The 15,851-nt window shown below is 42.1% G+C and carries 11 protein-coding genes; all 11 read right to left on the bottom strand.

The window, feature by feature from the left end:
• Positions 1-19 precede the first annotated feature (19 nt).
• The 11 genes from AAEY98_RS15455 to cctA all read right to left on the bottom strand — a co-directional run bounded on the left by AAEY98_RS15455 (position 20) and on the right by cctA (position 15,636).
• The gene (locus AAEY98_RS15455) at positions 20-1,564 is read right to left on the bottom strand and encodes a curlin (protein WP_351018011.1); all 1,545 of its coding nucleotides are present in this window, start codon (positions 1,562-1,564) and stop codon (positions 20-22) included.
• 41 nt (positions 1,565-1,605) lie between these two features.
• Complete coding sequence (locus AAEY98_RS15450; RefSeq protein WP_192115126.1) at positions 1,606-2,139, bottom strand: curlin; 534 nt, start codon at positions 2,137-2,139, stop codon at positions 1,606-1,608.
• A gap of 504 nt (positions 2,140-2,643) precedes the next feature.
• Positions 2,644-4,434, bottom strand: a complete 1,791-nt coding sequence (locus AAEY98_RS15445) for a bifunctional protein-serine/threonine kinase/phosphatase (RefSeq protein WP_351018008.1) — start codon at positions 4,432-4,434, stop codon at positions 2,644-2,646.
• Between the two features lie 114 nt (positions 4,435-4,548).
• Complete coding sequence (locus tag AAEY98_RS15440; RefSeq protein ID WP_192115127.1) at positions 4,549-6,015, bottom strand: NarK family nitrate/nitrite MFS transporter; 1,467 nt, start codon at positions 6,013-6,015, stop codon at positions 4,549-4,551.
• An 11-nt stretch (positions 6,016-6,026) separates the two neighbouring features.
• Complete coding sequence (nirD, locus tag AAEY98_RS15435; RefSeq protein WP_101086822.1) at positions 6,027-6,353, bottom strand: nitrite reductase small subunit NirD; 327 nt, start codon at positions 6,351-6,353, stop codon at positions 6,027-6,029.
• Complete coding sequence (gene nirB, locus AAEY98_RS15430) at positions 6,350-8,953, bottom strand: nitrite reductase large subunit NirB (RefSeq protein ID WP_351018003.1); 2,604 nt, start codon at positions 8,951-8,953, stop codon at positions 6,350-6,352. The genes nirD and nirB overlap by 4 nt, the downstream gene beginning before the upstream one ends.
• Before the next feature lie 242 nt (positions 8,954-9,195).
• On the bottom strand, positions 9,196-9,888 hold the full coding sequence (locus AAEY98_RS15425) for an ANTAR domain-containing response regulator (protein WP_162023376.1): 693 nt from the start codon (positions 9,886-9,888) through the stop codon (positions 9,196-9,198).
• The gene (locus AAEY98_RS15420; RefSeq protein ID WP_351018000.1) at positions 9,876-11,096 is read right to left on the bottom strand and encodes a glycosyl transferase; all 1,221 of its coding nucleotides are present in this window, start codon (positions 11,094-11,096) and stop codon (positions 9,876-9,878) included. Before AAEY98_RS15420 ends, AAEY98_RS15425 begins: the two co-directional genes overlap by 13 nt.
• Entirely contained in the window at positions 11,089-11,973 is an 885-nt protein-coding gene (gene cobA, locus AAEY98_RS15415) for a uroporphyrinogen-III C-methyltransferase (protein WP_351017997.1), read from the bottom strand. The genes AAEY98_RS15420 and cobA overlap by 8 nt, the downstream gene beginning before the upstream one ends.
• Positions 11,973-14,789, bottom strand: coding sequence for a nitrate reductase (locus tag AAEY98_RS15410; protein ID WP_351017994.1), 2,817 nt, complete (start codon positions 14,787-14,789; stop codon positions 11,973-11,975). Before AAEY98_RS15410 ends, cobA begins: the two co-directional genes overlap by 1 nt.
• A gap of 511 nt (positions 14,790-15,300) precedes the next feature.
• Positions 15,301-15,636 carry a tetraheme c-type cytochrome CctA gene (gene cctA / locus AAEY98_RS15405; RefSeq protein WP_101086816.1) on the bottom strand — a complete coding sequence of 112 codons (336 nt, stop codon included), beginning with the start codon at positions 15,634-15,636 and terminating at the stop codon, positions 15,301-15,303.
• Positions 15,637-15,851 lie beyond the last annotated feature (215 nt).

Raw genomic sequence — 15,851 nt, 5'->3', positions numbered from 1 at the left:
CCTTCATTATACTTTAGTACTACATACCTTGAGTAATCGTCACTGTATTACCAAACCCTATGCTGCTTACAACTGCTGAGTTATTCATATCGGTTTGGGTAACATAAACCACATTGCTGCCATCACCAGAGACATATACATCAGCTAAATGATTGCCACCAGTTTGATCGATAACAATTTCGTTAGCTTCGCCCCATTCAGATTCAGCATATGCTTCGTTATGATGTCCAGACTGGTCTATATCAATAACTGATGACAAATCAGCAGCATCAGCATAGGCCTTGTTATGATGGCCATCTTGATCAACCATAACGACATTATCGGCCCCCCACGTTCCAGCACCGATCCCTTCACCATAAAAGTTGCTGCCATTGGGTTTGCTATTAACTTCATTATGATGCCCAGTTTGATTTACTGTAACGGTACTTAATCCGCCATCGTCAGTTGATGCACCTGCATAGTTATGATGACCCGACTGGGTGATTGTAATTGTGTTATCAAAACTGTACTCCCCTTGAAACACTACGGCTTCGTTTGCGAAACCCGCTTGCGCAACCGTAGCGGTATCATCCATACCCTCTTGGTCTACAGTCGCACTATTACCAGAACCTGAATTACCGTTACCGTTGCCATTCCCAAGAGTTAAAGAACTTTGAGTCACTGTCGCAGTGTTGCCTACATTGGACTGATTGACGGTTGCAACATGCTCAAAGTCCATTTGCATTACCGTTGCGACTTGATTTAAACCATATTGGTTAACTTGAGCTTCATGATTACCGCCATTTTGTGTCACATGTGCATCATGAGATTCACCATTTTGATATACATCAGCCATGTTAGACAAACCTGCTTGCTCAACTAAACCTATGTTACCATTACCTATCTGCTCTAATGTTGCGACCGTATCATCGCTACCTGAGCCGCCATAATTCTGGTTACTTTGTAATATATCACCATCGTTGTTTGAACCAATTTGGGTTAACGACGCACTTGCAGCATCTGACGCTTCCTGTTGAATATAAGCATTATTGTTAGAGTTGCCGGATTGATTAATGGTTGCATCTGCATAATCTGACCAATGATTATAAACTTCAGCAGTATCCTCACTTCCAGTTTGATTAACCGTAGACTGTGCACCATCACCATCATTTTGAGTGATGGTTGCTAAGTTACCGTTGCCCATTTGATTAACAGTTGCTTGCGCATTTTCACCATTAAAAAATTCTTGTGTTATATCTGCTTCGTTACCGTCACCAACTGATTTTACAAAGGCACTAGCTGTACTTGTTGCATTATGTTGGTCAATCAAAGATGTATTATCATTTCCCTCCTGATTTGATGAAGCTTGGGAGTTTGCCGTTTCTGCCTGTAAAATAGTTGAAAGATTATTATTACCGAGCTGCTCAATAGTTGCATTATTAGCAACACTATTGCTTTGTTGAACAACCACCGCGGTATTTAGCTCTCCCTCTTGACTAACATCGGCTTCGTTACTGCCTGCATACGCACCAGCAGAGGTCAATAAAGCTGCTGAGATTAATAAAGCTAATTTAGAATATTTCATCTTTGTATTTCCCTTCATTTGGTTGAAATAAATAACTCAAATTAATTACTCTGAGTCACGCTAACGTTTTGCATTGTTCCCCATTGAATAACGCCAACAGCACTTCCATAACCATTCTGCTGGATCATAATGGTATTATCACTTCCGGTCTGACGAATAACTGCTAAGTTGTGTGTTCCAATTTGACTCACATCCATTAGCAAATTGCTTCCTGCCTGACTGGCAATAACTCGATTACTAAACCCTGATTGGTAGATACTGGCTTCAATATCCGTCCCGGACTGGAATACAGTAACGCCATTGAATATGCCTTGTTGATGAGTAAAAATTTGATTGTTGTAGCCAAATTGACTTGAATCAAACTGATTATTGAAACCGCTTTGATTTAAATTAATGGATAGTGCATCACCAAACTGAGTTACATTGGCTGTATTATTAATGCCTATGGCAAGTTCATTAATATCACTCAAGTCTTGTTGGCCAAGGCTAGAAAAAGACATCACACACAGAAAAATAGCTAGAACCTCAGTTGTTGCATTAAGGTAATATTGATGTTTACGCTTGTTCAAGGTCATATTCATGTCCCCGGGTTATTAAACATCAAGAACATCTTATTCATGTCGCTTAATAACTTTTACATTCATTGTTTCGATATTGTGGCTCTGTCATACCACATTCGAATCAACCTTGAGTATTAAACCAACATAGACCTATAGGTTATATTAATTCCACCCCCAGACTTAATTGCAATAGCTCATATAATAAATTGATCTAAATCAAATTTATGTTAGTTTTTTGAAAATAAAAAACAACACGTATGACCAAAAAATTATTTTTAAGTAATGGAGTTTTTTTAAAATAATTAATGCTATTTACATTTTTTTGATGTAGGCGGATAGTTGATATGAATAGCGCTATTTATATAGATAGCGCAATTCATATAGATAGGGTTATAAATAATTATTTCGATGTGAAAAGTTATCACATAAAATATAATTGTTTATTAATAAGTTAATTTATTTATACGCATTAATTTACTACTCACTTGTAAGCTTTATGTTTAAAACGCACTCTCATAATCAATTATTCAGCAAAGAAGCCACTAAATATATAAACAACACGATTGAAATCACTTGCCAAAAACGTACTGGGTTGCGAGTTATAATGGGCACATAATCATTTATTGTGTGATTCGCTTTGGCAGTGGTTAATTGATGAATTAATTCACAGGTATCCGCTTGGCGTAAATTAGGTTCAACATTGAGTGCTTTTTTTAATGCTACGTCAATCCACTCTGGCACCATTGGGTTTAATTTATGTACACTAATATATTCTAAACGTTGGTAATCCTGCCGCGTTCGGCATTTCTCGAGTTTGCCTTTAAAAGGCAATTGCCCAGCCAACATCTCAAAAGCAATCACTGCAAGCGAAAATAAATCGGCACGACCATCGGCCTTATAACCCAGTATAACTTCAGGGGCAGTGTAATCAGCCGTACCCAAAATACGATCTCGAGTTAACGGACTACTAATTTCTGCCACGCCTTTGATATAACAAGAACCAAAATCAATAATTTTAACCACGCCATCTCGGGTGATAAAAATATTATCCGGTTTTAAATCTTGATGCAGCGTTTCGCGACGGTGAAATGCTCTTATCCCTAATTCGATTTGTTTTAGCAACAGTAACACCTCTTCTACTGGGGCCTTTTTATGTTGAGTTAACCATTCACCTAAGCTTATCCCCGATAAAAACTCGGTGACATAATACAAAGCGGACTTTATGTTATGTTGCTCTACAACCTTAACGACATGAGCACTGCTAATGCGCTGCCCTACCCAGCTCTCTAACATAAAGCGCTCTATGTAAGCGGCATCATCTATGTAATTGACGGAAGGTGTTTTCATGCAAAAGACTTGGTTTTGCCCATTGACGACTCTATACACTTGGCTGCGTTGTGATTGATGAAGTATATGAGTTACCTGATATCCATCAAGCTTCATTCCAACGCTAAGTGGGGGGGGGAATGGTTGACGCGACAAGCTTTGATACACATCATCGATAGCTTGTTTAGGTAATTGTCTGACACTTAATAACTGCGCACTGAGATTATCTTTACTGCCTAAATCGAACGCCTTTTTATTCAACGCTAAGCAGAATTGTTCACACAAATCATCGCTAAGCGTTGGATGTTGCTGACAAAGAGCCGTCAATTTTCGGTGTATTTCAAATTCAGTGAGTACGTCATGAACTCCATCCGTTGTCAGTAAATAGAGGTCGTCAACTTCAACTGACAAGCTTTTATAGTCCACATCTAATTTAACATCCATCCCCAAAGCACGAGTAAGATATTGGTTTGATGAGTTAATATTAGTACTGTGATCATGAGTTAATTGCAGTAATTCGCCTCGGCGAAAACGATAAATACGTGAATCGCCCACATGCAACATGTGCACTGAACAAGACTTAAATACCAATGCACTAAAGGTACATACAAAGCCACGTCTGGCATCGCGATAGTCTTGCCCCAATCCATACAGCCAACGGTTTAATGCTGTTAATACTTTGGTACTCGATGTTTGCACACTCCAAGTTTCTGGGGTCGAATAATAATCTGCAAGAAAATTACTAACACTAATGGCAGACGCATGAGCCCCACCTTCAGCGGTACTGACACCATCACTGATAACACTAACAACACCTTTCGACGTAAGTGGTATCCCTGAAGGAATACGAATACCTATGGCATCTTCATTTTGCAGTTTACGTCCTTTTTCAGAAGCTTGGCCTACAACAAGCTGCAAAGTTGCAGCAAAAGGAAGCATGGCATCTACACTATCCATCGTTTGTTCTAATGACTCTGAAGCCATAAAACCTCTCACTCTAAGATTAAGCTGTTTTATCAATATAAAAACTCAAATTGCTTAAACATAAACAATTTGAGTTTTATGGCACTATGTTGCTCTGGCTACTTTACTCGAGCACTAACTTACGCTGATTAAAGTGACTTCGCCTTGATCGTTTACTTCAGCAATATGACCTTTGGGTTCTTTCATAAAAAATAATGTCACAAAACCAAATACGGCACTTATCGCAATCACATAAAAGAAAGTTTGAGTGGATACGATAGAATATACGGTTAAGAAAAACACTGCACCGACGTTACCATAAGCCCCTGTCATACCCGCTATTTGCCCTGTTAAGCGACGCTTAATCAGCGGCACAGCAGCAAACACAGCCCCTTCGCCACCTTGAACAAAGAATGAACATGCCATAACGACTGCGACAGCCAAAGGTAATGACCATGACGAGTCGATTTGTGCTACCGACAAATAACCAATCGCTAACCCTGCAGTTAATATTAACAAGGTGGTTTTACGACCAAACTTATCACTTAACCAGCCACCGCCAGGACGAGACATTAAATTCATAAAGGCATAGCTTGATGCCAACATACCCGCTTGTGCCATGCCAAGCTCGAACGTTTCTGCAAAAAATAATGGCAACATAGATACCACGGCAAGCTCAGAGCCAAATGTAGTGAAATACAGCACATTCAATACAGCAACTTGCTTAAATTGATAGCGTTCAAACTCAGGTACTTCCATTGAAAACAAATGTTTATTCACTTGGTATGTTTGGTAAAAATCGAACAAGAACACCACCACCAACCCAAGATAAATAAGGTAGGTTGCATCTTGAGTAAACATACTCACACCTGCTGGAGACAGTTTCCAACCTAACAGCGCTAGCGTGGCATACATTGGCACCTTCATAATGATCAGTAACACATAGTCACTTTTACTGGTCACTTCTAAGCCGCCGCCCTTTTTGGGCTTAAAGTAAGTCGAACCTTTTGGAGTATCGGTCACATTGAAGTAATAAACAAATGCAAACAACAAACTCATTAAGCCGGTAATGCCAATGGCATAGCGCCATCCGTCTGGGCCACCAAAAGCAAGTGCAACGGCAGGTAACGTAAAGGCTGCTGCAGCTGAACCAAAGTTACCCCATCCGCCATAAATGCCTTCTGCTGTACCTAACTCTTTTGCCGGAAACCATTCACTCACCATACGGATACCAACCACAAAACCAGCACCAATAAAGCCAATCAGAAATCGGGCTAAGGCTAACTGCTCAAAAGTGTCGGCTACCGCAAACATAAAACAAGGGATTGAACAGATACCCAATAAGGCAGAATAGGTGATCCTTGGACCATATTTGTCGGTTACCATACCAATGATAATCCGCGCCGGGATTGTTAATGCCACATTGAGGATCAACAAGGTCTTAATTTGTGATTTAGTCAGCCCTAAACTGTCGGCGATCACGCTAACAAGTGGCGCTGCGTTAAACCACACAACAAAGGTGATAAAAAACGCCATCCAACTTAAATGCATGATTTTCATCTTGCCGTGGAAACAGAAAATATTAAATTTTTCAGCACTCATATTGCACCCCTTTATGACTGAGCCAAGACAAAAACATTGCCTTGTTCAGTTTTAATTTCGAATGGTTTAACCACTAAATCAACATTTTCAATACAACGTCCGCTATCCAAGCGGTAATGTTGTTTATAAAGCGGCGAAGCAACACAAAGCTCACCATCGATTTCACAAATAAGTCCTCGGGACAATAAACTCACACCACTGGCAGGATCTACATTATCAAGGGCAAATAAACCGTCATCCCCTAAATTGAAAATGGCAACCGCACGTCCTGCTACCCAAGCCGCTATTCCGGTGCCTTTTGGCATGCTTGCTTCGCTACACACATTGACCCAAATCATGCTAATTCCTCCACAGCGAGTTGTGCTGCATCGTCTGTAATATCGTTAATAGCTATCGTTCCTGCCCCTGCGTCTTTAATACTCGGGAAACGTTGCTCACGAATTCGTTGGTAAGCACTGGTATCTGCTTCTGGCGCATCATTTGGATTAACAAACTCATTAAAGCGCGCCAAAAAGGCCGGTTGTTCAAGGCTGGTTTTCCACTCACATTGGTATGTCGCGGCAATATGGTCCATCTGCTGCTCTAAGGTCGAGTTAATTCCCAATGCATCGTCAATAACGACTGATTTTAAATACGCTAGACCACCTTCTAATGAATCCATCCAAGTCGAGGTTCGTTGTAATTTGTCTGCAGTTTTGACATAGAACATCAAAATGCGATCGATATATTTATAGAGATCTTCAGTGGATAAATCAGTGGCAAACAAATCACCATGACGGGGGCGCATACCGCCATTGCCAGCAACATACAAGTTCCAACCTTTGTCGGTTGCGATAATGCCAATATCTTTGCTTTGTGCTTCAGCACATTCACGAGTACATCCAGACACAGCAAATTTTAATTTATGTGGACTGCGTAAGCCCTTGTAACGGTTTTCTAAATCAATCGCGAAACCAACGGCGTCTTGCACCCCGTAACGACACCAAGTGCTGCCAACACAGGATTTTACCGTGCGCAATGATTTACCGTAGGCATGGCCTGTTTCAAAACCAGCATCAATGAGTTTTTTCCAAATTTCGGGTAGCTGCGATAACGTTGCGCCAAACATATCAATACGTTGGCCACCGGTTATTTTGGTATAGAGGTCATATTCTTGGGCAATTTGGCCCATGGCTATCAGCTTAGTTGGGGTAATTTCACCACCAGCGACTCGCGGCACAATAGAGTAAGTGCCGTTTTTTTGGATGTTGCCTAAGTAAGCATCATTGGTGTCTTGCAGTTGCACATGACTGCTATCTTGATTCAACACATATTGGTTTTGTAAGCTAGCAAATATTGATGCGGCGGCAGGTTTACAAATATCACAGCCATATGTATGACCACTAGCTGAAGGTTTTCCATGCTGAGTGATTAAGGTATTAAAATCATTAATGCCTTCGACTTGACATAAGTGATACAAGGCTTGTCGGTCATGATCAAAATGGGCGCAAATTCCGGCATTAAAATCGAGCCCTGCAGCTTGCAAGGTTTGATCAATAATTTTTTGAACTAACGGCGCACAACCACCACAACCCGATGCAGCACGAGTACATACTTTAATCTCAGCTATTTTATGGTTGCCGGCGGTCACGGCCTCAACAATGTCGCCCTTGGTTACTTGATGACAAGAACACACTATAGAAGTGTCTTTTAAATCGGCTTCGTTTTCTGCACCGGCTAGCAATAACTCAACTGCGGAACCTTCAATCTCGTCTTGAGACAAATAGCTATCGAGCAAGCGGCTGTAATCGCTGTTATCACCAATCAGCACTGCACCTTTTAAAAATTTACCGGTTTCGTCTAACCATAATTTTTTATAAATACCCGCTTGGTTATCAGATAACTCAACAAACTGTGCGTTATCAAAACCACGGCTAGCACCAATAGCGGCCACATCAACACCCAATAATTTAAGTTTGGTACTCATGTCTGCGCCGGTAAATGACTGCGACACGCTATTAGATGTTAATGAAGCAATATGCGAAGCGACCACTCGGGCCATTTGGTAACCAGGTGCAACTAAACCAAATATTTTTTGTTGCCATAACGCACACTCACCGATGGCATAAACATCGGGCGCTGAGGTTAAACAGTAATCGTCAATTTCAATGCCGCCACGTTCACCGATACAGATATTTGAAACTCGAGCTAATGAATCTTGTGGACGAATACCGGCAGAAAACACAATCATGTCAGTTTCAAGATAAGACTCATCATTAAAGGTCATTCGGTGCATTGCCGTTTCACCGTCAATAATCGCAGTGGTGGCTTTTGAAGTATGTACACTCACGCCGAGCTGTTCAATTTTACTGCACAGTAATTCACCCGCTTTATCATTTAGCTGAACGGGCATCAATTGTGGTGCAAACTCAACAACGTGGGTTTTTACCCCGAGCTGCATCATGGCATTTGCGGCTTCTAAACCTAATAGTCCACCACCAACAACCACCCCAACTTGACTGTTTTGAGCTGCGGCCTGAATCGATTCAAGATCTTCAATGGTGCGATACACTAAGCATTGAGCACGATCGTTACCTTGTATCGGTGGCACAAATGGAAATGATCCCGTTGCAAGCACTAAGCGGGTATAAGAATAATGATCACCTTGCGCGCTAGTCACCGTTTTGGCGGCAATATCAATTGCCGTAATAGGTGTGTTTAAGTGAAGCGTAATGCCCCAATCTTGATAATCTTGCGCGCTGGTTAACATCAGTGGATCGGCGCTACCGGTCTCGAAATATTTTGACAGCTGCACTCGGTCATAAGCTGGACGCGGCTCTTCACCAAACACGTGCACATCAAACGTTTTATTGAGACCTAAACTGCACACTTGCTCAATAAAATGATGACCAACCATGCCATTACCAACGACCACTAACTTGGGTTTTGAGACTGCCATATCCAACTCCTTCATGCCTTGGACCGTAAAAAGCAAAATGGCGCCAACTCCGCTTAAGGAGTTGGCGCCATTGCCTGTTGAGATCCAAATTTTTAAAATAAATTGTTGAGGTAAACGACCCAGTTAATTGCTGCCATTCACACTATCGTCAATCTGATACTTTATTCATTATATGTATTGTTTGCAGGCTCTATGCCAACTACAAAAAAGACTTAAACTATTGATTTATTAGCCTTAAAAAATCAACAGCCTTTACTAAACGCTCTACTGTTGTCCATCTTGGTCACAACCGCACCAAAGTGAGGCGCACCATCGTTGTTCACTGCGGTGTTTAGTGATTTTGACTTACCATGATGCTGAGTCACAATAGCAATAATTTGCGCTGACATTTGAGCTAATGACAAACCTTTTTGCATCGCTTGTTGTTGAATAATCTGGTGCGCTTTGGTTTCATCGAACCCTTGCTGCATAACGATAAGCTTGGCCTGACTAAGTAGTTTTATACTGCGGATTTCATCATCCAGTTTCTTAAATTCGGCGAGTGTTTTACTCGCAGCATTAAAACGTGCTTGGGCCAAACTAATGACACTGGTTAAACGATTAACACTTAACATCTCAGGAATAAAAGTGATGCGACCGCAATCAAGTAACTCGGTTAATGCTGTCTGCTGCCATGTTTTGGCATTGACAACTATCACCATTGGCTTACTGGTTAATGTACGCTGAATAAGTCCTTGGATTTGAGCGTGCAATGTATCGGTTAATATCAACAAGGTATCAAATGTTTGTTGATGTAATCGTTGCTCAATTTGGCTCACAGAAGTTAACACCGTGACATGTCCAAACGCTGCCAAACAAGCTTGGTACTTTACAACTTCACAATCGACCACTGGCACAGCTGAAAAACTCAGGTCACAAAAAATTAAACTGCGCATAACCACTCCTCGTTCAGCCATTTGGCTAATGGATTGTCTGTTGAACTGAAGCGGTTTGCCCAACATTGTTGACTCAAGTAAACGGCTTGCTCCGCTGCCATAATCTTCTGTGAATTTGATTTTTGTGAAATGGATTCTGGTGAAATTGATTCCTGTGGAATAATCGCTGTATTTAATTTGTGGTTAAGTAATAACAATACTGCAGCCAACGTTGCCGTCATACTGCTAAGCGCCTGCTCAATCATGGTGCGCGACATTAATGATGTCAGCGCATCAGCAGAAAAAGGCTCTTTTTCGCGCCATAACAGCGCAAGAATATCGCTAGATAATTCAGCTTGACCCACTTTTGCACCAGAAAAGCCTTCTAATAACGTAGGGATAGATAAGCTCGATACCGCTATATTATCTGTCTGTCCGTTGACGACAGTTATCGTGGTAGCCACTCTTGGATTACACTCGGTTTCACCTTGTAAGCCTTTAAAAATAGCCACACTGCCGGCGTGATATTCGCTTTTCTCAAATAAAATTTCGCATATTCCTTGGTGTACCGTATCTAACCCAGGGTGAAAATAACTGCGAAGGCTTATTGGTGCATTAGTTGGGTTCATGCAACGCGCTGCGGTTTGAATCAAACTGCGTAGACCTAATTCTTGATGTAATTGACGACACTCATCTAACACTGGTGCTAAGTCACCCGCTCGAACATAAACAATATTATCTGACTGCAATGCCACTTTGGCCATTTGTGATGATGTACAACACGCAATATTAAGCGACGCTAAACATGATTCAACATGGCGGCGATGGGGTAACGCTTGGCTGTCACCGTGTAACATCACCCGAACACCTTGTTTCGCCAATAACTTAGCAACGAGTAGAAGCCAAGGTAACTGCTCGCGCTTGCCCGCATATACTGGCCAATCGATATCTACTGCCAGCGAATACCAACCTTTATCGACAGTGCGACGTAAGCCCGCCACCATTCCTGCTATTTCTTCAGTCGTTTCACCGCGCACGCGCATAAGCATCATGGCACTGGCCATTTGCACACGCGATACTTTTCCTTTGGCAAAGCCTTCAAGCAGCAAGCAAGCCTCATCAAACGTTAATGCACGTGAGCCTTTTTCGCCCTTACCTAATGCTTTTATCAGCAAACGAAAGTCAAACTCATCAACGGATGTCAGCGTTAACTCACCAATTTTAGGCATATAAAGCCTCACGCCCATATTCAAATGAGGTTTGTGTTACAGCTACATCAATATCGGCAAGCAAAGCATTCAGCTGTTGACCAACAGACACCACTTCACCAATGATGATTAACGTCGGCCCAGAGTCTTTAATGGTTAACGCGGCATCGGCCATAGAAGCGACTGTGGCATAAGTAACAATTTGATTCGGTCTTCCACCATTGGTAACAAATGCTACCGGCAGATTAGCGGCACTTTGAGCATCGAGTAACCCAATTGAAATGCTTGCCGCTTGTTCTTTACCCATATAAAACACCAAGGTTGATTGCGCTGCTAATAATGCTTGCCACTGCGTAGGTGCATTTGCATTATCGGCATCGGTCATTTTGGTGCCGGTGATCAGCGTAACACTGCGGGCCATACCACGATACGTTAATGGAATTCCGGTACTTGATGCACAACCTAACGCCGCGGTAACACCAGCAATAAATTGCGAACGGATACCATTTTGTGCAAGGTAAAGTGCTTCTTCTGCACCTCTACCAAAAATATGCGGATCGCCGCCCTTTAAGCGCACCACTTTTAATCCTTGCTGCGCCAATGTCAGTAATAATTCATTAATATCGTCTTGCTTTTTACTCGGTTGACCACAGCGTTTACCCACAAAGTGACGCTGACAACTAGGGGTTACTAACGTCAAAATGTCACTACTGACCAGACTGTCAAACACCAACGCCTCAGCTTGTGCAACAATTCTAGCGGCCTTGAGCGTCATTAACTCTAATTGACCACAACCCGCACCGACAATAGCCACATCACCCGCGTGTAATTCATTCGCCGCATGACCTAAAGTACTTATAGGTTGACGACCTTTTATCATTGCTTCTACGGTATTCATTAGGCTACGTCCTCTGCTACTGATGGTTGATGGTCAATGTCGGAATAAGATTCGCAATAAGATAAGGCATCTATCCAACTTTGCTTGGCACACTGCTTAACTTCACTATGACAACTGCCACATTGACGGCCGCAGCCGAGTAATAACTGGGTGCTATCTAACGCCTGCTCAAAACTGATATTCGCTAAACCGTCACTCATCACTTGGTCGTTAAATTGTTGATTGATTTCGTCGTTAATGTTCGCTTCGGTTACCCCTGTACAAGCGCAGATTAACGGACTATTTCCGGCTTTTATTTGCTGATGTAGCTGCTTAATTAACTGTTTATCGACAGGCTTACCAATAAAATCATTCATCTGATATAGGGCCACATTGACTTGAGTATGAGACAAGACTTTTAATGCTTTAAGTAATCCTTTATCCATATTGCATTGGATATATAAAGGCTGGCCATCTACCGTTAAAGTCCACTTAAGTGAATGCACAGTCGCTTGATACGCAAAGCCGTCGTCGGTATCCGTAAAACCAATGTGATGACACACTCCGTTCTCTAGTGTTTGTGCAACTTGCCAACATAGCCCGTGAGCAGAAGAGTCGTGTTGACCAAAAACCACCCCTTGCAGCGCCAGTTCAACAGAGCTTAATGTCACAGGTTGACACTTAAACCCTGGTTGTTTTGATATTGGGTCGACGCGAGCATCTAATGCCTGATTCACGCCTTTGGTCAGCGAAAACTGCGCAGACCAATGCATTGACATCAAAGCCATATTTGTCGGTATGTCATCATCGACAACAGCGCGAGCCATCGTGAATGAGGCATGGGGAAAAAGGTCGGGGTTAGCGGTCTCTGTGGAGTATTGTTCAATTTGATTTTGAATAGCTTCAATGCGGACCAAGCCACCTTCGGTTAAAGAGAATGCATTGAGTTGTGATGAATGCAGGTGAACGACAGGCTCAGGAATACTGGCTCGTAAGCTAGCAATATGTCCGGTGCGAGTCATGGTATGCCACTGATCTCGGCTGCGGCCAGTGTTTAATAACAAGGTGTTACTCGGTAATGATTGTTGCGGAACACTAACAACCGCAGGCGCAACAAACTGAGCTTTACCCGTCGCGGTAGCAAACTCTCCCTGGCTAAAAACTCGCACGTTTTGTTGACCAATTTGTGTCGCCAAAGCAATGGGCCATTGTGTCGGTGCTAGTGCATCATATTGCGCTTTGGATAAATCTGTTAGCCCAGTGAGATCAAACACCTTAGTCGGAAAAGCTTGTTTAACTCTAGCGGATAAAGCTGCAAACTCGCTAAATACACTGGCATTGTCATCAAAATTAAAACCATCAAAGCCCATTTTGTTCGCGACTTGGCTAACCGCCCACCAATCAGGTTTAGCTTGGCCTTTGGCTGTGATAAAGCCACGTTGACGCGTAATAGTGCGCTCACTATTAGTGACGGTACCGCACTTTTCTGACCAGCCTTGAGCTGGGAGTAATACATCAGCAAGTTTGGCAGTATCAGAATCAGGACTGATTTCAGACACCACCACAAAAGGACAATCGGCTAATGCTTGTGCTATTTTTTCACTGTTGGGCAAAGACACCACAGGATTGGTGCCCATAATCCAAATCGCTTTGATTTTACCTTCGGCAAGGGCATCAAACATCTCAACTGCTGCTAAACCTTTTTGATCTGCAACACTGTCAACTTGCCAAAAATCAGCTAATAACTGCTGCTCCGATTGTGAAAACCCCATATGACACGCTAACTGAGTGGCTAACCCACCGACCTCACGGCCGCCCATGGCATTGGGCTGCCCTGTTAACGAAAAGAATCCACAGCCAGCTTGACCGATGTGTCCTAACGCAAGGTGACAATTAATCATCGCATTGGTTGCATCGGTGCCAATGGTTGACTGATTAACCCCCTGACAAGATGCCGTAAGTACTTTTTTATTGTTGGCTACAAGTTGATAGAATTGCGTCAGCTGAGTGACAGAAACACCGACTTGTGTGGCAAGATCGGCTAAATTGACACTTAATTGTTGCGCCTGCAAAACCACGGTATCAAAGCCTTCTGTGTGTGCGGCAATATACGCGTGGTCGACACGATTTTGATCTGCTAGGTAACCGAGTAAGCCATGAAACAAGGTTAAATCAGCGCCCGGTTTAATGGCTAAATGTAAATCTGCTTGTTTTGCTGTGGCTGTTGATAACGGGTCGATTACCACTAAACGAGCATTATTGATTTTTTTTGCGGCTAAAATCCGTTGAAAAAGAACGGGATGAGTCCAAGCAGTATTGGCCCCTACAAGCACAATCACATCAGCTTGCTCTAGGTCGTCGTAACAACCAGGTACAACATCTTCACCAAAGGCGCGTTGCATCGCACTCACCGCTGACGACATGCATAACCGTGAATTAGTATCGACGTTGGCTGTCTTTAAAAAGCCTTTGGCAAACTTGTTGGCTACATAATAATCTTCAGTGAGTAATTGCCCTGATAGATAAAGCGCAACAGAGTCTGGGCCGTGCTCAGCAATGGTTTGTGCAAATGTATCGGCAATCAAGGTGCTAGCACGGTCCCAATCAAGTGGCATACCAGATCGTAGTTTAGGGTAACGCAGTACATTCGGTTGGGCTAAACTGTCGAGTAAGCGTTCGCCTTTGGCACATAAATGACCGTAGTTAGCCGGATGCATGTTATCGCCGACTAATTCTAAATCTACAGCATCGATATCGGTCCAATCCGCTTTATTTGAAGACACGCTAATGCCGCATCCGACACCACAATAAGCACAACTAGATTGGATTGCTGACATACATCTACCCTTTCACATTAACGATTACATAATTGAAATACTGCGAAAGATGTGCCAAAAAAATAACTTACTGATTTACAATAGAAATAGAAAATACCTAGGTATTTTAAAACAACATTTGTGCAACAAAAGTGCGCAGCCTGCGCCCTTATGTTGCGCATCTACTTGAAAATAAAAGAATTTAAATACCTAAAAAGAGGTATGCCACTGCAAGTGAAAACGTTTTATATATGTGTTTCACTCAGCCTCATGATTTTCTAACTTGACGAATTAACGTTAAGTGATGAATTTCTTCAAAGCATGTTAAAGGTTGAGGAGAGACAATTAATACACGAGGGTGAGATATTTTATTAGACTGACTAAAATTCGCTGCATCATCTAATAAGAGCAAGTTTGTATACAAATTGATTCAATTGACTAGTGCACTTTATGCGGAAGATCGTAAAGAATGATGGGGATATTAAAACAAAATACCGACATTACGTCGGTATTTTTCAGCTACTAAAATACTTTATTTAGCAACACGGCCATCATCGTGGCATGTATCACATGTTGGCATTTCGCCTACTTTAGCTTCATGTGGTGCATGACAATCTGCGCACATTAAAATACCATCATGCGGCTTATGGTTATCATCCATTTCGGCAAGTGTACCATGGCAACTTTGACATTGTTCAAATTCATAAGCGCCATCTTTTGATGGTTCGCCATCAGCGTGACAGTTTTCACAGCCACCCATTTCAACGTGAAACTCTGCGAGGGTCTCATCAGCAGCAAATGATGCAGAAGACATCATCATTACCGCGAAACCAGCCGCAAACAATGCACTCAGTAGTTTATTGCTCACTATTCATTCCTCCAATTTTAGTGTGTGTCCGCATTCTTTTATCTGACACGGATCATCACACTGCAGCACGACACTTTGCTTAAGGGTTATTTAACAACTTTGTTTATAGACCGTTTATCAAAAAATTTATAAACAATCTCAAATTGACTGACAATATAAACGTAGTTAATCAATCCACTTTAAGCAAAATTAATTTAGATTAAACAATAATAGCA

It is taken from the genome of Shewanella sp. AC91-MNA-CIBAN-0169, from assembly GCF_040310165.1.
Taxonomy (GTDB): domain Bacteria; phylum Pseudomonadota; class Gammaproteobacteria; order Enterobacterales; family Shewanellaceae; genus Shewanella.
The sequence above is the reverse complement of the archived record's forward strand: the minus strand, read 5'-3'. Positions and strand labels throughout refer to the sequence as shown.

Bases quoted from the DNA above. Each gene is read 5' to 3' on its own strand.
- AAEY98_RS15455 (WP_351018011.1), bottom strand. From the start codon at position 1,564: ATGAAATATTCTAAATTAGCTTTATTAATCTCAGCAGCTTTATTGACC.
- AAEY98_RS15450 (WP_192115126.1), bottom strand. From the start codon at position 2,139: ATGACCTTGAACAAGCGTAAACATCAATATTACCTTAATGCAACAACT.
- AAEY98_RS15445 (WP_351018008.1), bottom strand. From the start codon at position 4,434: ATGGCTTCAGAGTCATTAGAACAAACGATGGATAGTGTAGATGCCATG.
- AAEY98_RS15440 (WP_192115127.1), bottom strand. From the start codon at position 6,015: ATGAGTGCTGAAAAATTTAATATTTTCTGTTTCCACGGCAAGATGAAA.
- nirD (WP_101086822.1), bottom strand. From the start codon at position 6,353: ATGATTTGGGTCAATGTGTGTAGCGAAGCAAGCATGCCAAAAGGCACC.
- nirB (WP_351018003.1), bottom strand. From the start codon at position 8,953: ATGGCAGTCTCAAAACCCAAGTTAGTGGTCGTTGGTAATGGCATGGTT.
- AAEY98_RS15425 (WP_162023376.1), bottom strand. From the start codon at position 9,888: ATGCGCAGTTTAATTTTTTGTGACCTGAGTTTTTCAGCTGTGCCAGTG.
- AAEY98_RS15420 (WP_351018000.1), bottom strand. From the start codon at position 11,096: ATGCCTAAAATTGGTGAGTTAACGCTGACATCCGTTGATGAGTTTGAC.
- cobA (WP_351017997.1), bottom strand. From the start codon at position 11,973: ATGAATACCGTAGAAGCAATGATAAAAGGTCGTCAACCTATAAGTACT.
- AAEY98_RS15410 (WP_351017994.1), bottom strand. From the start codon at position 14,789: ATGTCAGCAATCCAATCTAGTTGTGCTTATTGTGGTGTCGGATGCGGC.